At 67.7% G+C, this 18,044-nt stretch carries 21 protein-coding genes and 1 pseudogene; 11 read left to right on the top strand and 11 right to left on the bottom strand.

What is annotated here, in order from left to right:
- Positions 1–12 precede the first annotated feature (12 nt).
- Positions 13–1,278: a URC4/urg3 family protein gene (locus MLGJGCBP_RS12360; RefSeq protein WP_160095888.1), complete on the bottom strand. Its 1,266-nt coding sequence runs from the start codon at positions 1,276–1,278 to the stop codon at positions 13–15.
- The gene (locus MLGJGCBP_RS12365; protein WP_087557538.1) at positions 1,275–2,546 is read right to left on the bottom strand and encodes a GTP cyclohydrolase II; all 1,272 of its coding nucleotides are present in this window, start codon (positions 2,544–2,546) and stop codon (positions 1,275–1,277) included. Before MLGJGCBP_RS12365 ends, MLGJGCBP_RS12360 begins: the two co-directional genes overlap by 4 nt.
- A 175-nt stretch (positions 2,547–2,721) precedes the next feature.
- On the opposite strand from MLGJGCBP_RS12365, the gene MLGJGCBP_RS12370 reads away from it, so the two are divergent.
- Positions 2,722–4,107, top strand: coding sequence for a DUF2252 domain-containing protein (locus MLGJGCBP_RS12370; RefSeq protein WP_160095890.1), 1,386 nt, complete (start codon positions 2,722–2,724; stop codon positions 4,105–4,107).
- A gap of 148 nt (positions 4,108–4,255) precedes the next feature.
- Here MLGJGCBP_RS12370 and MLGJGCBP_RS50480 read toward each other — a convergent pair whose 3' ends face one another.
- Positions 4,256–4,633 (bottom strand): hypothetical protein, encoded by a 378-nt coding sequence (locus MLGJGCBP_RS50480; protein ID WP_201453042.1) that lies wholly within the window; start codon positions 4,631–4,633, stop codon positions 4,256–4,258.
- Between the two features lie 107 nt (positions 4,634–4,740).
- Between MLGJGCBP_RS50480 and MLGJGCBP_RS12380 the strand changes: the two genes are divergently transcribed.
- The 3 genes and pseudogenes from MLGJGCBP_RS12380 (at position 4,741) to MLGJGCBP_RS12390 (ending at position 6,554) form a co-directional block, all read left to right on the top strand.
- Complete coding sequence (locus MLGJGCBP_RS12380; protein ID WP_160095892.1) at positions 4,741–5,340, top strand: TetR/AcrR family transcriptional regulator; 600 nt, start codon at positions 4,741–4,743, stop codon at positions 5,338–5,340.
- 125 nt (positions 5,341–5,465) lie between these two features.
- A pseudogene (locus MLGJGCBP_RS12385) lies at positions 5,466–5,963 on the top strand (ionic transporter y4hA); the annotation flags it as partial.
- 60 nt (positions 5,964–6,023) lie between these two features.
- Complete coding sequence (locus tag MLGJGCBP_RS12390; RefSeq protein ID WP_160095931.1) at positions 6,024–6,554, top strand: hypothetical protein; 531 nt, start codon at positions 6,024–6,026, stop codon at positions 6,552–6,554.
- 39 nt (positions 6,555–6,593) lie between these two features.
- Here the strand turns inward: MLGJGCBP_RS12390 and MLGJGCBP_RS12395 are convergent, their stop codons facing one another.
- Entirely contained in the window at positions 6,594–7,112 is a 519-nt protein-coding gene (locus MLGJGCBP_RS12395) for a PadR family transcriptional regulator (protein ID WP_087557587.1), read from the bottom strand.
- 102 nt (positions 7,113–7,214) lie between these two features.
- Between MLGJGCBP_RS12395 and MLGJGCBP_RS12400 the strand changes: the two genes are divergently transcribed.
- Positions 7,215–7,691: a DUF1707 SHOCT-like domain-containing protein gene (locus MLGJGCBP_RS12400; RefSeq protein WP_160095894.1), complete on the top strand. Its 477-nt coding sequence runs from the start codon at positions 7,215–7,217 to the stop codon at positions 7,689–7,691.
- 37 nt (positions 7,692–7,728) lie between these two features.
- Here MLGJGCBP_RS12400 and MLGJGCBP_RS12405 read toward each other — a convergent pair whose 3' ends face one another.
- From MLGJGCBP_RS12405 to MLGJGCBP_RS12420, 4 genes are read right to left on the bottom strand one after another with little or no spacing between them, the layout of a single operon-like run.
- On the bottom strand, positions 7,729–8,439 hold the full coding sequence (locus MLGJGCBP_RS12405; RefSeq protein WP_160095895.1) for a tyrosine-protein phosphatase: 711 nt from the start codon (positions 8,437–8,439) through the stop codon (positions 7,729–7,731).
- Positions 8,436–9,254: a phosphonate ABC transporter, permease protein PhnE gene (gene phnE, locus MLGJGCBP_RS12410; RefSeq protein WP_160095897.1), complete on the bottom strand. Its 819-nt coding sequence runs from the start codon at positions 9,252–9,254 to the stop codon at positions 8,436–8,438. Before phnE ends, MLGJGCBP_RS12405 begins: the two co-directional genes overlap by 4 nt.
- 2 nt (positions 9,255–9,256) lie before the next feature.
- Positions 9,257–10,042, bottom strand: coding sequence for a phosphonate ABC transporter ATP-binding protein (phnC, locus tag MLGJGCBP_RS12415; protein ID WP_160095899.1), 786 nt, complete (start codon positions 10,040–10,042; stop codon positions 9,257–9,259).
- A complete protein-coding gene (locus MLGJGCBP_RS12420; protein WP_160095901.1) occupies positions 10,039–10,926 on the bottom strand; it encodes a phosphate/phosphite/phosphonate ABC transporter substrate-binding protein in 888 nt (295 codons plus the stop codon). Before MLGJGCBP_RS12420 ends, phnC begins: the two co-directional genes overlap by 4 nt.
- A gap of 165 nt (positions 10,927–11,091) precedes the next feature.
- Here MLGJGCBP_RS12420 and MLGJGCBP_RS12425 point away from each other — a divergent pair, with 165 nt between their 5' ends.
- The 5 genes from MLGJGCBP_RS12425 to MLGJGCBP_RS12445 all read left to right on the top strand — a co-directional run bounded on the left by MLGJGCBP_RS12425 (position 11,092) and on the right by MLGJGCBP_RS12445 (position 13,786).
- The gene (locus tag MLGJGCBP_RS12425) at positions 11,092–11,847 is read left to right on the top strand and encodes a GntR family transcriptional regulator (RefSeq protein WP_160095903.1); all 756 of its coding nucleotides are present in this window, start codon (positions 11,092–11,094) and stop codon (positions 11,845–11,847) included.
- A 229-nt stretch (positions 11,848–12,076) separates the two neighbouring features.
- Positions 12,077–12,406, top strand: a complete 330-nt coding sequence (locus MLGJGCBP_RS12430) for a hypothetical protein (protein ID WP_201453043.1) — start codon at positions 12,077–12,079, stop codon at positions 12,404–12,406.
- Positions 12,407–12,503: 97 nt separating this feature from the next.
- Complete coding sequence (locus tag MLGJGCBP_RS12435) at positions 12,504–12,698, top strand: hypothetical protein (protein ID WP_087557546.1); 195 nt, start codon at positions 12,504–12,506, stop codon at positions 12,696–12,698.
- A gap of 5 nt (positions 12,699–12,703) precedes the next feature.
- Positions 12,704–12,958, top strand: coding sequence for a hypothetical protein (locus MLGJGCBP_RS12440; protein WP_160095907.1), 255 nt, complete (start codon positions 12,704–12,706; stop codon positions 12,956–12,958).
- Between the two features lie 108 nt (positions 12,959–13,066).
- Positions 13,067–13,786, top strand: a complete 720-nt coding sequence (locus MLGJGCBP_RS12445; protein ID WP_160095909.1) for a DUF3105 domain-containing protein — start codon at positions 13,067–13,069, stop codon at positions 13,784–13,786.
- 216 nt (positions 13,787–14,002) lie between these two features.
- Here MLGJGCBP_RS12445 and MLGJGCBP_RS12450 read toward each other — a convergent pair whose 3' ends face one another.
- Together MLGJGCBP_RS12450 and MLGJGCBP_RS12455 are read right to left on the bottom strand one after the other, a co-directional pair.
- Positions 14,003–14,968: a nucleoside hydrolase gene (locus tag MLGJGCBP_RS12450; RefSeq protein WP_160095911.1), complete on the bottom strand. Its 966-nt coding sequence runs from the start codon at positions 14,966–14,968 to the stop codon at positions 14,003–14,005.
- 97 nt (positions 14,969–15,065) lie between these two features.
- Complete coding sequence (locus MLGJGCBP_RS12455) at positions 15,066–15,431, bottom strand: DsrE family protein (RefSeq protein WP_160095913.1); 366 nt, start codon at positions 15,429–15,431, stop codon at positions 15,066–15,068.
- A 373-nt stretch (positions 15,432–15,804) separates the two neighbouring features.
- Here MLGJGCBP_RS12455 and MLGJGCBP_RS12460 point away from each other — a divergent pair, with 373 nt between their 5' ends.
- Positions 15,805–16,446 carry a poly-gamma-glutamate hydrolase family protein gene (locus MLGJGCBP_RS12460; protein ID WP_236581053.1) on the top strand — a complete coding sequence of 214 codons (642 nt, stop codon included), beginning with the start codon at positions 15,805–15,807 and terminating at the stop codon, positions 16,444–16,446.
- Between the two features lie 41 nt (positions 16,447–16,487).
- On the opposite strand, the gene MLGJGCBP_RS12465 is transcribed toward MLGJGCBP_RS12460, so the two are convergent.
- Entirely contained in the window at positions 16,488–17,741 is a 1,254-nt protein-coding gene (locus MLGJGCBP_RS12465) for a serine/threonine-protein kinase (RefSeq protein ID WP_160095917.1), read from the bottom strand.
- Positions 17,742–18,044: the final 303 nt, after the last annotated feature.

Here is an 18,044-nt window from a genome sequence, read left to right on the forward strand (position 1 = left end):
CCTCGTTTCGTTCTAGAAGACCGTGCCGTCGCTGACGACGGAGAGCGGAGGCAGCCCGCCACGCGTGCGCTGTGCCAGCGCGCGGCCCGCCGCCCAGGTGCCGCCCTCCAGGACGCAGGCCAGCGGCATCGCCCGGGCATCGACACCCAGGCCTGCGCACACCAGCGGGGCCAGTTCGTCCAGCAGCGCGACCGTCAATGCGCGCCACTCGACGATCAGTTCGTCGCCCGCCGTCCAGCTGCGCGCAGACCAGTCGGGGTCGCGCAGGCGGAGCACGCCGGTGTCCAGAAGTAGGCCGCCGTTGCGGTATTCGGGCAGGCCCGTCAACGCGTCCAGCCCCACCACCTGCACACCGGCCCATTGGAAGGGCTCGAGCAGCGAATAGGTCAGCCACTGCGACAGTTTGTGGAACGGCACCCAGCCCCGGGTCAGGCCTGGACCGTCCACTGCCTCGTGAGGCCAGCAGTCGCCCAACGGCTCAATGCCGATGGCGTTGCCCGCCGGCCAGATGCCCGACAGCGACGTCAGAAGCTGCGACAGGATGTCGTGGGCCGCTACCGTCGAAGCGGCCGAACCCTGCGGATCGACCAGCAGGTCGAACAGACCACCCGGCCGACCGTGCGGACCGAACACGTCGGGCTGCGCAGCGAGCGCCTCGCCCAACCGGCGCAGCAGCAGCACCCGACCGTCGAGTCCCACCAACGGATTCGACGGACCCACCTGGAACGCCTCGGCCAGCAGGTCCGCGTCCAGGCCACGCAGTCCCGCCGCGTCGACCTGCAGCGGCTGCGCCGCATCGCTCGAGAACAATCCGCCCAGGAAGGCGTGCCAACTCGCGACGCCCAGACCCTCGGAACGGGCGAAGTGCTGCCCGCTCGCGGCCTCGCGGTACTGCCAATCGGGACCGGCGCCGGCATCGAGCAGCACGCTGACCACCGCGAGGTCGATCATGGCGCGGGCGCGGCCCGGCGCGTCCAGAGCGGCCAGCCGTCCATCCAACTCGGCCTTTCGATCCACTCCACCGGCCTCGAAATGGCGCCACCGGCTGTGGAACGGAATCTTCAGGTCCGGATAGCGAGCACGCGTGACGTCGACGACCTCGCCCGCGGCAGTCTGCAGCGCGTCGTCGTCCACGCCGAACCAGTGTGAACCGCCCTCGCGCGCGCGACGCAGCAGAAGTTGCGCACGTTCCCGCACGGCGGACGTGGTGCGCAGGGCCGCGGCCGCACCCTCGGCCTGCCCGACGTCCAGGGCGGGACCGACGCCGGTCATGCTCATTCGTCCAACTCCCGGCCCTTGATCTTCGCCAATTCTTCGGCGTCCGGCACCGCGCCCGGGGTGAAGTAGCCGGCCGCCATCTTCGCGTCGATCTCCACGCGCGCGTCGGCCGGAATCAGGTCGGCGGGCAGATCGACCCGCTCCCCGACCTCGATGCCCGAGCCGGTGATGGCGTCGTACTTCATGTTGCTCATGGAGACCAAGCGGTGGATCTTTCTGACGCCCAGCCAGTGCAGCACGTCGGGCATCATTTCCTGGAAGCGCATGTCCTGCACTCCGGCCACGCATTCGGTGCGGGCGAAGTACTGATCGGCGGTGTCTCCGCCCACCTGACGCTTACGGGCGTTGTAGACCAGGAACTTGGTCACCTCGCCCAGCGCGCGGCCCTCTTTGCGGGAGTACGACACCAGCCCGACACCGCCACGCTGCGCACCCCGGATGCATTCCTCGATCGCATGTGTCAGGTACGGGCGGCACGTACAGATGTCGGAGCCGAACACGTCCGAACCGTTGCACTCGTCGTGCACCCGTGCGGTCAGCTCCACCCCGGGATCGGCCAGGTCTCGCGCGTCACCGAAGATGTACACGGTCTGCCCGCCGATCGGGGGCAGGAACACCTCGAGGTCCGAGCGCGTCACGAGCTCCGGGTACATGCCGCCGGTCTCCTCGAACAGCACGCGGCGCAGATCCGTCTCGCTGCAGTGGAAACGTTCCGCCACACCAGGCAGATGCCAGACCGGCTCGATCGCCGCCTTGGTGACCAGCGCAGCACCGCTGGGCAGCAGGAAACGGCCGTCCGGGTGCAGGCGGCCCTTCTGGATGGCCTCCATGATCTCCGGCAGGATCACGTGCGCCTTCGTCACGGCGATGCTGGGCCGGATGTCGTGACCGGCCGCCAGCTCGGCCGCGAAGACCTCGGCCACCGTGGCGCCCCACGGGTCCAGGCTCACGATCTTGCCGGGCTCGCTCCACTGCGGATACGGGCCGATGGCGTTGGTGGGCGCGGTGTTGGTGAGGTCGGCCTTGTGGTGCCGCGACAGTGCACCCGACGCGACCGCCAACGCCCGGTAGATGCTGTACGAGCCGCTGTGCGTGCCGATCACGTTGCGGTGGGCGCGATTGGTGGTGGTGCCGACCACCGGACCGCGCTCGGACGCCGTGGGTGCGCCCCAGTGGACCGGAATAGCCCCGACACCGCCGCTGTGGGACGTCAATCGGATGTGGCCGGCGGGGTTTTCGGGCGTCGCGGCAACGGGTTCAGCGGACATGACGTTCCTCCGTCAAGGAAGGCCCGGCGGCACGGCATGCCTCCGGAACGTGTCTCCGGCGCCGGATGCTGCCCGCCACCGGAAACCGAAGCATAACCACCTTTCAGCCACAATGTCGTGCGGCGAAGACGCGGAGCGTTCAGGCCGCGCAAATGCCTCCGATAGTGTCGCCGTGGTGACGAAGAATCGAGCGCGCGCCGTGGACCTGCGAACCCAGGATGACGCGGACGACGTCTTCGCGCGTGGGAACACGTTGCAGGCAACCGTGCCGTCCCGTGCACACGATCACGCCGCGACCGGCGCCGACAGACCGGATGTGCTCGACTTCGTCGAGGCCGACAACGAGGGCAGGCTGGCACATCTCGTCCCCCTGCGGATCGGTCGGATGATCGCCTCGCCGTTCGCCTTCTTCCGCGGCGCCGCCGGTCTGATGGCTGCCGACCTCTCCGCTACTCCGGTCACCGGATTGACAGCGCAGCTGTGCGGTGACGCGCATGCCGCGAACTTCGGCCTGTACGGGACACCGGACGGTCACATTGTCATGGACATCAATGATTTCGACGAGACCATCCCCGGTCCGTGGGAATGGGATCTCAAACGTCTCGCCGCCAGCCTGGTCCTCGCCGGACGCGAGGGCGGAGTGTCCGAGAGCGGGTGCGTCGAGGCCGCCGACGACGCCGTCAAATCGTATCGGCGCACCATCCGCGAACTCGCCGAACTTCCGTTCCTCCAGTCCTGGAATGCGCTGCCGGACAAGTCGGTGCTTGCGCGGGCGAAGGCCGACGCCCTGCTCGACGACTTCGACAAGGCCGCGCAGAAGGCGCGACGCAACACCAGCGAGAAGGTGGCGGCGAAATGGACCGCCCACATCGAGAACCACGAGACGGGGATCCGCAGGCGACGGTTCATCGACGATCCGCCGATCCTCACCCACGTGGATCGCGCGACCGCCGATGCGGTGACCGACGGGCTGGAACGCTATGTCGAGTCACTTCGGGAGTCTCGACGGAATCTGATCACCCGATTCGCCGTGTCCGACGTCGCCTTCCGGATCGTCGGAACCGGCAGCGTGGGTCTGCGCAGCTATATCGCCCTACTGCACGGCAATCGGGACGAGGTGCTCGTACTTCAACTGAAACAGGCCCGGCCGTCCGCACTGGCGACATACCTGCCGGTCGACGAACCGAAGCACGAGGGCAAGCGGATCGTGCACGGCGCCCGGCTGGTGCAGGCGGAATCGGACATCCTCCTGGGCTGGACGACCATCGACGGCCTCCCCTATATCGTGCGGCAGTTCCGAAACCTCAAAGGCGACATCGATCCGACCGGTCTGGAGCAGGACCATCTCGACGACTACGGCCGCCTGGCCGGCGCCCTGCTCGCGCGTGCACACACCCGCTCCCTCGATCCGCGGGCGCTCGCCGGATACTTCGCCGGCGACACGGAACTCGACGAGGCGATCGGACGGTATGCCGTCCGCTACGCCGATCAGACCGAAGCCGACCACGCAGAACTGGTGGCCGCAGTGAAATCGGGGCGGATCGCCGCCGAACCGGCCTGAATCGGCACGACTACCTGGATCGTCGGGGGCCGAGACAGGTCGCCACTCCCCCGAGATACGACGCGCGGTTGCGCCTCGTACCCACCCGAGCCGAACTGCCTCGGAGTCGTGAGTGTGAGTGGCGACCTGTTTCGTCGCAAGCAGGAACCTACCGCGCCCCACCGACACGAACCTCCCGGCCGGGCTCTGCTGCGGCGGACCGCCGCCGCCAGCTCAACCACCGGAGGGACAAGGCCAGCACTCGCGGCACGACGAAATACACCGCGGTGGGAACGACGACACCGGTCAGCGACAACGCCCGAAGCCAGGTCGGCCAGGTGCCAGTGATCGGACCCGACAGCGTCATGACGGTCATGCCCAGCGTGACGAGCGGAAAGATCGACACCCAGGTGACGGCAACCCGCAGGTGGATGGACGGCACCGGCACGACGTCCCCGACAGCCCGGCCCGGCCGTGTGCGGCGCGTCTTCGTTGCCGCCGGGGCGAGTTGCTCCAGCACTGCAGATGCGAGAGCGAGAGATTCCATCCTGAGAGTGCCTTTCCGAAATTCCAACTATCCAGTTGCACTCGGAGCGTAAAGCGCGGAGAAGCAACTTGCAACCAAACAGTTGGAGTTTGCTCTAGGATGCACCGGTGGCGTGGGATACCGAACGAACGAAGAGACTCCTGCTCGAGGCCGGCGCCGAGGAGTTCAGTGCGTTCGGACTGGCCGGCGGCAGAGTCGACCGGATCGCCGCGAAGGCAGGAGTGAACAAGGAGCGCATCTATCAGTACTTCGGCAAGAAGGAAGCGTTCTTCAGCGCCGTCGTCGAGAGTGAACTGACGGCGTCCCTCGCTGCCGTCGAACTGTCCGGAGACGGAGTGTCCGCCGTCGCCGACTACGCCGGCCGTCGATTCGACTACCAACGCACGCACCCGGCCTTCACCCGGCTGCTGTTCTGGGAAGGCCTCGAACTCGAGAAACCGGTAGCCGAGGAAACCCGTCGGAAGCACGCGCAGACGTTGGTCGCGGGAGCCCGGAAAGCCACGGACCTTTCCGAGGCCGACGCCCAGGAACTTCTCATCACGGTGATCACCCTCGTCGACGGTTGGGTCACTCTCCAGACCGCGGACCGGCTGTTCTCGCCTCCTCCTTCGCGCCGCGACGATCGGGACTCACGAAGACGCGAATTCATCGTGATGACCGTCGAAGCCGCCACCCGCGCCGCGATCGCCCGGACCGATCGGACCTGACCCATTGCGGTGCACGGGAGCGGATCGAGCTGGCAAGGTCCAGTCATGGCATTCGGGTGGTGGTCGGTCGCTGCGGAGTGGCCGCTGGTGATACCACCCGTCGCGGTTGCGGCGCTGGGCCTGACCTCGCCGGGTTGTCGCTGTTCGCCGGGTCACGAAAGTACGGGGTCGCGCAGTTCAATGCCGAGGGCACCGGCGCGGCGCTGGCGACGGTGGCATCACTCGCGACGTTGAGCTTGGTGCTCGCGACCTTCACGACGAGCCGGCAAGGCCCCGAATTCTCCTCGCCCAATTGATATTCGCGGCGGTGGCCTCGCTGGTGCCGCACGGGATGTTCGTCCTCACCCAGACCGGGCCGCAACGGCACTTCTTCCTGCCGGTCATCGCCGATGAACCGGAAACCGGCGATCGGACCTCCGCACCCCCGACGGGCAGGATGGCCGGGATGAGCCTCGCCCTGCTGGTCGTGGCGCTGTGCGCAGTCGTGGGGTTGGCGAAGGTGGAATAACCCGCATGGATCGGCGATGGCCAGCATCGGCTCGACCGTCCCCGCCATCGCCGTCGCGTCCATCTGGCTGGACGGACGGCTTCTGCGAGGCCTCGGTCCGACCCAGGTCGTGCTGTCGCCCGTGGAGGCGTCACCAGCGCGCCCGCCCGATTCTCGTTCGGGTAAGTTTCCGCGCATGAGAACCGCATCGTGGGTAAGCGCGGCGACTGCGGTGTTGCTCGGCGCCACCGCTGCAGCAGCATGGAGGAAAGCGCATCTTGCCGATCAGGCCAGGCGCGAAGCGGAGGCCGCGCTGAATGCGGCGCTCGAGCAACTCGAAGCGATGACCCGGATCGCCGACGCCGCGCAGCAAGCGCTCCCACGACCGCTCGAAGTCGAGTTCGACGTCCAGCGCATCCGTGGACCCGTCGACCGGTTCCGGCTCCACAACGTCGGAACGGGAATCGCCACCAACGTGCGGTTCGTCGTCGATCCCGCCGAGGAGCAGAATCGGCGGGTCCCGACGCCGCAGTGGCTGGACGAAGACGCGGTGACGCTGCTGCCGAAGGAGTGGGCCGATTTCTCCGCGAGCGCGCTGTCTCCCGTCGCCGGCTCCTGGCGAATCGTATTTCCGGCCTTCGTCACCGTCATCTACGACGAGGCCCGGACTCCGCGACAGGTGGACCTGCCGACGAGCGTCGTCACCGAAGGCGGCGTGATCGGCTGACTGCCCGACACCGGCGCCCGACGAGGCGCAACCGAATGTTCACTGCCCCAGCCGGTCCTCGACCAGGTCGAACCAGTCGAGCACAGCGCGCTCGTAGACGATCCCGAAGTCGAGGGTGGCCAGCGCGAATCGGTTGGATCCGTGCACGGCGGCGTCACGCTCGTACTCGGCGAGCTGACTCTCGTGGGCCGCGCGGTGCGCGTCCAGCATGGCGGCCAATCGCTCGGGCGGAAGGTGCGCCCCGAACGCGACGGTGAGAAGCAACGGATAGCGAATGTTCTCCTGGCCCGGTTCGCGCTCGATCCATTCCGCGAACGCCCGGCGACCCTCGTCGGTGAGCGTGTAGGGCTTGCGCTCGCGGGCACCACGCTCCCCTGCCTCGATCAAACCGGCACGCTCCATCGCCGCGAGTTCGCGGTAGACCTGGCTGGTCGTGATCGACCAGAACTTGCCGATGCGTTCCTGTGCGGTCACCACCAGATCCCATCCGGTCTTGGAACCCTCGTGCAGGAACCCGAGAAGCGATGCCGCGGTGGCATTGAGGGGGCGTTCGTCCATCTCGCGGTCCTTCGCTCGGTCGGGGTTGACATTCCACTGTGGCATATCGATCATAGTGGTAGCGACATTCCACAGTGGAACGTCATCGCCGAGGAGGGTCCGATGCAGTACGCGGACAACATCCGGATATCCGATTCCGAACGCGACCAGGTCGTCGGTGAACTCGGGCGGCACCTCACCGCCGGGCGGCTGACCATCGGGGAGTTCGACCAGCGGGTGGCAGAGGTCTATCGATCGACCACCCGGCAGCAGGCGCATCAGGTGTTGCGTGACCTACCGTCCGCAGCACCGGCCGCTGCCCCGCTCACGACACCACCCACCCGTCCGGTGCGCCGCCGCATCCCGGGTCACCAGCAGATCGAGTGGCTCGCCTGGTTCGCCGCGGGCGGACTCAACATCGCGATCTGGGGCATCATCTCGCTCGCTACCGGCGCGATGATCTACCCCTGGCCGGTGTGGGTGATAGGCCCGTGGGGGTTGGTGCTATTGGGCAGGACCCTGCTCGGTCGCGAAAGCGGGTGCGGCAAGCTCGCCAACGCGCTGCGCGACGACCGGGCGAGAGCCGTCGCGAGTCGCTGAACCGCTGCCGGCACCCGTTCCGCCCAGCCGGGCTGCGTCACCCGGTGAAACGCGTGGTCCAGAGTCGGATCGTCTCCTCGGTGGCACCGCGCTCCCGTAGCCACGCGTGGACTCCACCCGGGTGAGCGTCCCAACGGGCGAGGACACCCTCGATTGCCTCGGGGACGGCACCGCGCAGATCGCGGTCGTTGGGATGCGTCTGACCGAGTTCGGGGGCGAAGCGGGTGATGCGCGCCAGGACGGCGCCCATGTGTTCGTTGGTCGACTCGTAGTCGGCGACGATGTGCTCTGGCTCGACTCCGGCGGTGCGCAACAGCAAAGCCACGGCGACCCCGGTGCGGTCCTTGCCCGCCGCGCAGTGCAGCAGCACCGGGCCGGGCGCGGTGGCCGCCAAGTCGAGGATGCCCACGAGCCGCTGCCCCGCATTCGCGAGGATGCCCTGGTAAATGTCGGCGAGCCGAGCCCCCTGATTCGGTGCGGTGACCTCCGCGTCGGACAGCAGGGAGATCGAGTGCACCACCGTCTCGTCCGACCGCAGCGGGTGCTCCCGGGTCGCGAACTCGCGGGGGCTGCGGAGATCGATGACGGTGCGGGCAGGCCAGTCGTCGACCGCGGTAGGGCGGGCGTCGCCCGGCGCGGGCAGAGCGCTGCGGTACAGCACACCGCTCCGCGTCCGGCCGCCCTCGGCAACGGGAAGTCCGCCGAGGTCACGCAGGTTGGGGAGTACGTCGAGGTCGGTCACTGTCATATGAGCTTCTTTCTGAGGTAGGCGGCGGCGCGGTCCAATGCGACCACGACCACCAGGACAACAAGGACGATTGTGAGGACGTTGCCGTACTCGAAGAGCCGGAGTTGCTGGGTCAGTTCCATGCCGATGCCGCCGGCGCCGACGATGCCGAGCAGCGACGCGGCCCGCACGTTCCCGTCGAGCACGAGCAGGGTGTAACTGGCCACGGTCGGCACACTCTGCGGCAGCAGCACCCAGCTGATCCGCTGCGACCGAGTGGCACCGGCGGCGGCAGCCGATTCCCATGCCCGCATGTCCATGGTCTCGAAGATGTCGGCGAACAGCCGCGCCATCCCCGCCGCGGATCCGATGACGATCGCCAATGTGCCCGCGAGTGGGCCCAACCCGACCGCGGAGACGAACAGCAGCGCCCACATCAGTTCCGGGATCGCGCGGGTGACGTTGATCGACGCCCGCGCCGCGTGGTGGAGCCAGACGTGGTCGAACACCGACCGGGCCGCGAGCAGCGCCCACGGCAGCGCGAGCAGGACGCCGATCGCGGTACCGACGACCGCGATGGCGAGGGTCTCGCCCATCAGCGAGACGGCGGTCGGGAGAACGGCGAGATCGGGCGGAAACATGCGGCCGACGAAGTCGGCGATATGGGGTAGGCCATCAACGAGGGCGGCCAGCGAGAACTCGGTGGTCTGCGCCGACCACAGGACGACGGCGAGTACGACCACCACCCCGGCGCCCGTCTGCCAGGAGGGCCGGCGCAGAGCCGCGAGATCGGCGGTCGAGGGCGTGCGCTCGGCAGGCTTCGTGTCGAGTGTCATGGTCACTGCACTCCTGCGAGGGGGCGCGCCGAATCGGCATACAGGAGATCGAGATCGGTGTCGGAAATAGAAGCGGTCGGCCGGTCGAACACCAACCGTCCCGCGCGCAGGCCCACGAGCCGGTCCGCGACGTGCCGCGCCAACTCGACGTCGTGGAGATTCAGCACAGCGGTGAGTCCCTCGACACGGGCCAATCGCACGATGTCGTCGACGACTCCGCGAGCCAGGACGGGGTCGAGGTTGGCGACAGGCTCGTCGGCCAGCAGCATGTCGGGCTGCTGCGCGAGCGCACGGGCGATCGCCACACGCTGACGCTGTCCGCCCGAGAGCGCGTCGGCACGCTTGCGGAGTTGGTCCTCGAGACCGAGCCGGCAGACGGCCTCGACGGCAATCTCGCGGTCACGGCTCCGCACGAAATGCACGAGGCTCGGCAAGAGTGGCTGACAGGCGAGCCGCCCGATCAGGGCATTCGACAGCACCGTCGCCCGTTCGACGAGCTGAAACTCCTGAAACACCAACCCCACTCGCGCGTGCGCCCGCCGCCTGGCGCGGCCCCGCAACCCGCTGCGGTCGACACCGTCGTGCAGCACCCGGCCCGATGTCGGCGCCTCCAGCCCCGCAAGACAGCGCATGAGCGTCGACTTCCCCGCGCCACTGCGACCGAGCACCGCGACGATCTCGCCGGGCGCCACCCGCACCGACACCTCGTGCAGTGCCGTGGTGCCGTCGGGATATCGGAAGCTCACCGCATCGGCTTGTACGCGGGGAATTCCGTTTCGTGTCGTCATTTCCGCGACAACTCCTCGAGATCCACCCCGAGTTCGGACGCCGCGTCACGGAAGATCGTGAAATCGCTGTCCTGCGCCTTCTCGAAGCTGGTTGCCCCGACCACTCCGAGCGCCGCCGCATTGTCTCCGTTCACGAAAGCATCCACGATTCCCTGCGAGATGGCCGGGTCGAGATCCTTACGTGCGATGACCACCAGCGAGACCGGGATGGGGTCGGACTCGGCGACGATCGTCTGCGCCGCTCCGTCGATGACGCCCTTGTCGACCATCGTCTGATACGACGACCGGGCGTCGGCGGCACAGTCGACCGAGCCCTGTTTCACGGCGAGTTCGGCGGTGTCGTGGCCGCCCGCGTAGCTGCCCTCGATGCCGCTCTCCGGATCGATCCCGGCCCGCTTCAACAGGAGCTTGGGGATGTAGTTGCCGCTGGTCGAGCCGGCGTCGACGAAGGCGATCCTGCGCCCGCGAAGATCGTCGAGCGAGTCGATGCCACGGTCCGTGCGGCACACGAACACAGAACTGTAGGCCGCGCCCTTCGCCACCACGAGCGGCTCGACACCGGCGACGGCTTCGGCGAGGGGCGTCGGGAAGGGGCTGAACGCAGCGACGTCGATGAGCCCGGACCGCATGGCCTCGACGATCGACAGGTAGTCACTCGTCGGCTTCACCTCGACCGACTTCCCCGTGCCCGCCGCGACCAGCGAGGTGACCGGCTCGAACTTCGCCTGCAGGTTCGCATTGGCCTCCGCCGGCGGTAACCCCACTTTCAGCACGTCGGGCGCGCCGTCTTCGGCGGAGGAGTCGCCGCAGGCGGCGGCACCACACAGGGCCACCGCACACACGGCGGCAGCCAAGGTGCGGCGCAGGGTCGGGTTGATGCTCACGGGCGGGGCCTTTCCGAGATGTATCCGAAGCTGATATCCGAATATTCATCTAGACAAGTAGCCTAAACCACCACCTCGGATGACCGGTAAATGAATGCATCCTGAACTCGCAAGACACGTCGGCTACACCGTCCGACCCAGGTCGAAGTCCTCTAGACTTATGGGATGCCGAGCAAAACGCCCCCCGGTCGGGTGCCGCTCTACCGACAGGTGCAGGACGTCTTGTTGCAGCGACTCGACGGTGGCACGTTGCGGCCGGGAGACCGGTTGCCGCCCGAGACCGACCTCGCCGCCGAACTCCGCGTCAACCGGCTGACGGTGCGGCAGGCGATCGGCGAACTGACCCGGGCCGGGCGGCTGGTCGCCAAGCAGGGGTCCGGCACGTTCGTCGCCCCGCCGCCCCGCCACTTCCCCATCGAGCTCGCCGCCAGTTACATCAACGATGCGGACGGTCTCAGCGAAGCATTCCGGTCCGTGGGCCGCACACTGACCGAGTCACTCGTCTCGAGCGAGATCGTCCTCGGCGGTAGTGCACCGCAGGCAGAGGAGTACCTGCCGGGATGCCGGTTGCGCCGCGTCGACACGGTGCTCGCGGTCGACGGTGAGCCGTGGTTCGCGAATTCGGTCTGGATGGACGACCGCCGGTTCGCCGACATCGACCGGCACCTGCGAGACGGCGTCCCGCTGTACACCGTGTGGCGCGACGTCTACGGCGTCCGACTGAAGGCGTCGTGGCGTTCATTCGCTGCGGGCGCGGCGTCTCCCCGGGTAGCTGCACTGCTCGGAGTGCCTCCGGGTGCAGCGGTCCTCTTTCGCGACGGCCTGAATCTCGACGAGGACGAGACCCCCACCGTGTACATCCACCGCGCGTGCCGCAGCGACCGGGTGCGGTTCGTCGCGAACTACGCCGCGAAAGACTGACCGGGTATATCCGGAGCGTGTGTCGGCCCACTCTCGAGGCTGTGAGCAGGCCAAACACTCCCTGACTCCGACCGGGCCGGGGTTGCGCGGACCAGAAATAGGTATACCCCCCGGTGATTCGGCCGATGTGTCACGCACCCCGTATGGGAGACGATGTGAGCTGTCTCACTCATAAGCACGGAGTCGCCCGATGGTCCGACGCCGCCACTGACGGAGGATGCCCGCACCGATGAACGCACAACCGATGACCTGCGGTGACTACGTCACGGCCACCTTCGCCCGCGACTTCGTCGCCGACGGATTCGACCACGACACAGTCGAGCGCATCCACCGCGGACTGTTCGACGAGTGGACACACGCCCTCGCCCAGTCGGGCCTGTTCAGCAACGGAATGGTCGCGGCAGCCCTGGACTCCTGGCAGGACGACCCGCACTCCCTCCTCAGCGCCCTACTCGCCAACGCGGACGAGATCACTCTCAAGCGTTACGACCTCGTGTGGGAAGCATTGGAACGAACCGCACACGCCGGGTCGGCCGACGCCGTCGTCGAATACGCATGACCCGCCCGCCGACGGCAATGTCACCGCGAAGTCCACCCCGGCCGGACTCGACCCCGCCGCTGCACCGACCACACCACCCACACCGACGAACGAGACCATGAGCACCAACACATATCCCACCATCGAAACCATCCGCATCGGGCAGTACGGTCACGAATGCCGCTACTGCGGGCACGCCGTCGCGAAAGACGGCCCGGGCTACCGGCACACCACGACCGGTCAGTACCGCTGCGATCCCACCAGTCGAGCGCTGCAGGAAGCGCGACTGTCCGACAGCCTGGTTCGGAGCTGAGCACGATGAACATGCAAGCGATGCAGTTGCTCCCGCCCCGTGACGGTCTCGCCGACTACCGCGACGCGGTCGATGCGCTGCGCGCCCTCGAAACCCAGGGCAGCCTTCGGGCCGATCCCCGCACAGCATTGCTGTTCGACAGTCTCACCGACGACCTCATCGAGGCCGCTCAAACGAACGGCGTGGGCGACACGATGTCACAGCGCGACATCTTCGCCATGATCGATTCCGCGATATCCCGCCCGCGCCCCTCGCTGTGAGCTAGTCGCACCGCGACTTCCCTTCGTCAGCAACACCTCACCCGTCTACTACGATCCTTCGTAGATGGGACGCACGGTCCGGGCGCCCGGTGAGACGAAGGATCGGCGATGACGAACGACCGCAGCGAGAGCCCGCAATCCCAATCGAAGCCGGGCGGCCTGCGGCGTCCTCCCTGGCTGGTGGCTGCCGCGGTAGCGGTGGTGGGGGTTGTCGCCGTCGGTGCGTACGTGCTGACCGCCGGATCCGACGACGCCGGTGAAGCCCACGACTTCGCACCCAGCGCGGACAACCCCGACCCGTCACTGGCAATCGAGGGGATCGTCACCGTCGATTATGGGCCCGCCGACCATGTGCAGGCACCACAACGGGTGGCCTACGACCAGAGTCCGCCGTTCGGCGGCGCACACGATCAGTACTGGGCGACGTGCACCGGAATTGTCTATCCCGATGCGATCCGCACCGAGAACGCCGTGCATTCCCTCGAGCACGGGGCCGTGTGGGTGACGTACGACCCGGATCGCCTGAGCGCCGACGACGTCACCGCACTGGCTGCGCACGTCGAGGGCGAACCGTACACGCTGATGTCGCCGTATCCGGGTCTCGGTTCGGCGGTGTCGCTGCAGTCGTGGGGACACCAACTCCGACTCGACGACGTCCACGATCAGCGGATCGCCGACTTCCTCGTAGCGTTGCGACAGAACCCGAACACCTACCCCGAGCCCGGAGCGACCTGCTCGACGGTGGGCGGCGGATTCGACCCCGCCGATCCGCCGCCGTTCGATCCCTCCGCACCGGGCGTGGACGCAGTTCCGGTGGACGGCAACTAACTCTGAAATTTCTCGCCGGGATTCGGCGATCATGTCGATATCGCGCTTGCTCATTCGACTCATTGACAGAAGCACAATGAGGAGGTGAGAGCGATGTTGTCGGCACATCTGTTGTCCGGTCTGACCAGTGACGAAGTCGACCTGATCGTTGCGGAGGAGCTTCATCTGCTCGATGCCACCGTATGAGTGGCAATGCGAGCCGCGGCGCGCGTACCGTCAGTCGCTTCGGGACATGTCTGCGTCGAGGGTGGCGGCGATCCGGTCTCTGATCGAGCGGTAATCGACGTCGGTCACGAAACGGTGCACGCGCCCCTGCGTCGGAGTGACGCCCCAGACACTCGACCGCCCGTCCACCCGGTGCACCCGGGGTTGGGCGTCGGTGGCGGACAGCACAACCGTCGGGTCGAGCATCACGGCGGCTGCGACGGAATCGTGTGAGGTGTAGATCGGGTGCTCTGCGCGGTAGGTGCTGGTGCAGTGCCGGTGGTAGTTCTCGGTGATGTCGCGGACGAACGACGCGACTTTCCCCGATGCGGAGCGCGCGACCAGGTCGGCCCAGTCCAATTCGAGTCGGCCGGTGACATTCATTCCCACCCACGTGATCGGCCCCGGCGATGTGGCCACAACCGCTGCAGCGGCCGGATCGTGGTTGGTGTTCGTGTCGCCTTTCCCGAGGAACTGTGGTTGCGATGCGGCCTCGGCGCCTCTCCGCGAGGCGAGTCCCATTCCGCCCATGATGGTGACGGACCGGAACCGCGTCAGGATCAGTGGATCGCGTGCGACGGCGGCGGCGATGTTGGCCAGCGGTCCCAGGCACAGCAGGTCCACCGCCCCGGGCCGTTCTTCCGCGGCGCGGAATAGTTGCTCGACGGCGGAACCGGGCGCCGAACAAGTGTCCAGCGGTGGCCGATGGCCGCGGTCGCCGAGTCCGTCGAGACCGTGTGCAGACGGCGTTGCGGGCGGCGGCCCGGGACGTGGCCGTCCGATACACACCGGAACGTCGCGGAGACCGACGACGGAGAGGACCGTGAGGGCGTTCGACGCGGCCTGTGTTTCGGTGCAGTTGCCGAAGACGCTTCCGACACCGACGATCTCGGTGCCGGGGTCATGCGCGAGAGTGAGCAGGGCGAGGGCATCGTCGACGCCGGTATCGGTGTCGACGAGTACGTAGCGATCGATCACTGCCCGTCCCGTCCCCTGCGATCCTCGATCGGATTCGGACTCGAATGCACTCGCGCGCAGTGTAACCGAGTCAGCAGCGCTCGCGCCCCGTGCCGGTTCAGTAACTGAACGTGACCGCCCCTTCGTCACCGATCCACTGCCACATCGGCACCGTCCCGGCGAGTTCGGCATTGGATACCAGCGCGTCCTTGTCGAGGTGCTTGGCCTCGAAGCAGATCGGACACACCATGTACGTGCCGCCGGCGTTCTCGAATCGTGCCGCCAGGTCGGGGAGCGGCGGACAACCTTCGCAGGCGACGCCCTGAATCGTGCCGTCGAGCGCGAGCCGTACCGCTTCCTTCGTGAGAAACATCCGCGTCTGGCGCTGTTGTTCTGCCGCGCCGACCGCGACCAGAAACGCAACCGTCACCTTCTCTGCGTCCTCGAGACCGGTGGTGAGACTGACCACTGCTCTATTAGTCATGAACTCGAGTCTTCGCCGCGCGACAACTGCCGACAAGGGCCCGAGGGGATAGTATCGCGCCTAACCTGAGGAGGTGTTCGAAGAGCGTCCGTTACAGCAGATTTCGACGCGGCGGAATGGTGACGGTAGGGTCACCGTTCGCCTCGAAGTCCGTCGAGGTCGCTCCACCAGCGCAAACGTCGCCGAGCATGTCGGGATTCACCCGTGCCTAATTGCCCGGATGGGAGCAGAGCCCCGCCAGCAGGCGCGGGTGAGTCACCGGGGAACGACCGCGTTGTTCACACTGATACCGGACGCCGATGCAGCAAGGATCGACACCGTTTGGGTAACAGATGGTGGATGCAGTCGGATCGGCGCTGAGCCCGGACACGCGGTGGTCCTCGACCTTCGGTGTATCGACCCCGCCATCTCCGAGGCAGCGGCCGAAGTGGAGGGCGAATTCATCGAGCGACTCGAAGACGACGGGCATCACCACCGCCTCGTGGTCCTTGCACCCCACGGCGGCGCCATCGAAAGCCACACGGATCAGCAGGCCGAACAGGTTTTTGCGGCGCTCGGATCGCGCGATTCGACGCTGTGGACGTGCAAAGGGTGGCGACCGGCAGGCAACGCGTACCGGGCATGGCACATTTCCTCGGGCGATCTCAGCGTGCGCAGCTTCCCGCTTCTACGTTCCCTGGCTGCACGACGATTCCAGTGGGCGGTCTCGTTCCACGGCTACCGAGGACACGACGTCCTCATCGGGGGCCGAGCATCCGCACGGCTCAAATCGGAGGTCCGCAACGCAGTCGCGAAAGCACTCGACGGAACCGGAGTCCGTGTTCGCGTGGCCGATCCCGGAGAGCGGTACAGCGGTCAATCCGCGTCCAACCTGGTCAACCGCCTGACCGTCGACGGCGTGGGCGGAATTCAGATCGAACAGCCTCGGTCCGCGCGGACGCTGTACGGAGAAGCCATCGCTGCCGCCGTCACCGAGGTGTGTGAATCCTGGATCGCCGCCGACGCAGGTCGGTGATCACCTCACCTGGTCGCCGATACCAACCTCGCCCGTGCGACTCACCCACCGGGCGCCCAGCACGGCCCGTCCGGGGGCGGCGTGTGCTCGTAGCCCGGGTAGCACGGCAGCACCTGAGGTGCGGGTGCGGGTGCGGGTGCGGGTGCCGGCGCCGGTGGCGAGCCGGGCGGGAGACACGGTCCGTCCGGAGGCGGAGTGTGCTCGTAGCCGGGGTAGCAGGGCAGCACCTGAGGTGCGGGAACGGGTGCCGGTGCCGGTGCCGGTGCGGGAACGGGTGCCGGCAGCACCTGCGGTGATTGCGGCGCCGGAGTCGCTGCCGGCGGGACCACGTCCTGAACCGGAGCCTCCGCGGCCGGTGGCGCCTGCTCGGCGGCCGTCGGGTTCGTCGTGGCGGTCGGTGATGTGGCGGGTGCCGGCCTGGCCGCGCTGGACGCCGGCACGGGCACCACGACGTCGGGTGATGACGATTGCGACCCGATGATCACGCCCCCGACGATCGCGACGGCGATGATGGCTGCGAGCGCAAGCCCTGTGAGCAGGAGACGGCGGTTGCGGTCGTTCGGAGGGGTCGCGGGAGTAGGGTCCGCGGCAGGCTGCGGACCTGTCGCCGCGGCACGAGCGGCGGCCGCGGCCAGGTCGCTCGGCGACCGATAGCGCCGCGCGGGATCGGCTGCCGTTCCGCGTGCGATCACAGCCTGCATGCCGACGGGCAGCGTCGAGAACATCGACGACGGCAACTCCCGGCCGTTCGACGCGAACTGCCCGCCGGTCAGGCACTCGTACAAAACGGTGCTCAGACCGGGGACTCCCGCCGCGGCGCCGGGAGCTGCAGGGATCCCGACGTCCGTGAGCTGAACCAGTCCCCCGTCCAGCACGACGACGTTCGCCGACGACACTCCGTGCTCGACCAGCCCCGCGGCGTGCACGGCCTCCAGCCCCGACGCCAGCTGATCGACAACTCCGACCGCGCGAGATGCCACCATCGGTCCGCCCGACTGAAGGATCGTCCGCAGGTTCGTTCCCGCGATGAGCGGAGTTGCGAGGTAGAGCCGGTTTCCGATCTGCCCGAAGTCGTGGATCGGCACCACGTGCGGGTTCCGGACGAGTGCCGCGATACCGGCTTCGCGAACGAACCGATCGCAGTATTCGTCGTCCTCGGCCGCGTCCCGCGGCAACGCCCGCACCTCGACGTGCCGAGCGGCGACGGTGTCGAATGCAGCCCACACCTCGCCGTTCTCGTCCACCGACAGCGACCGGTCCAGCCGGTATCTGCCGAACAGTGCTCCACTTTCCATTGCCACTCTCCGCCGATCGAAATTTCCGCGTCTGCGGGTCTGTGCACCTGGGACGGGCGACGTATCGGAGTGGGGCGCCCGCCTCCACCGAGATTCTAGGCGGTGGCGGCCGGCGGTTCGCGGTGGAGGCGATCAGGGCACGTCGAAGGTACCGAAGCCCGGAAGCAGCGCCTGTGGATACTCGGCCGGGGCCATCGTGCCGACGACGATTCGCCCGCTGCCGGTGGCCACGTCGATCTCGGGGCGAGGCGAATCCGTCGACCCGGCGGTTCCGATCGGGATCGTGGCCGCGCCCGTCGCCCC

This window comes from Rhodococcus sp. T7, assembly GCF_009872365.1.
GTDB lineage: Bacteria > Actinomycetota > Actinomycetes > Mycobacteriales > Mycobacteriaceae > Rhodococcus_F.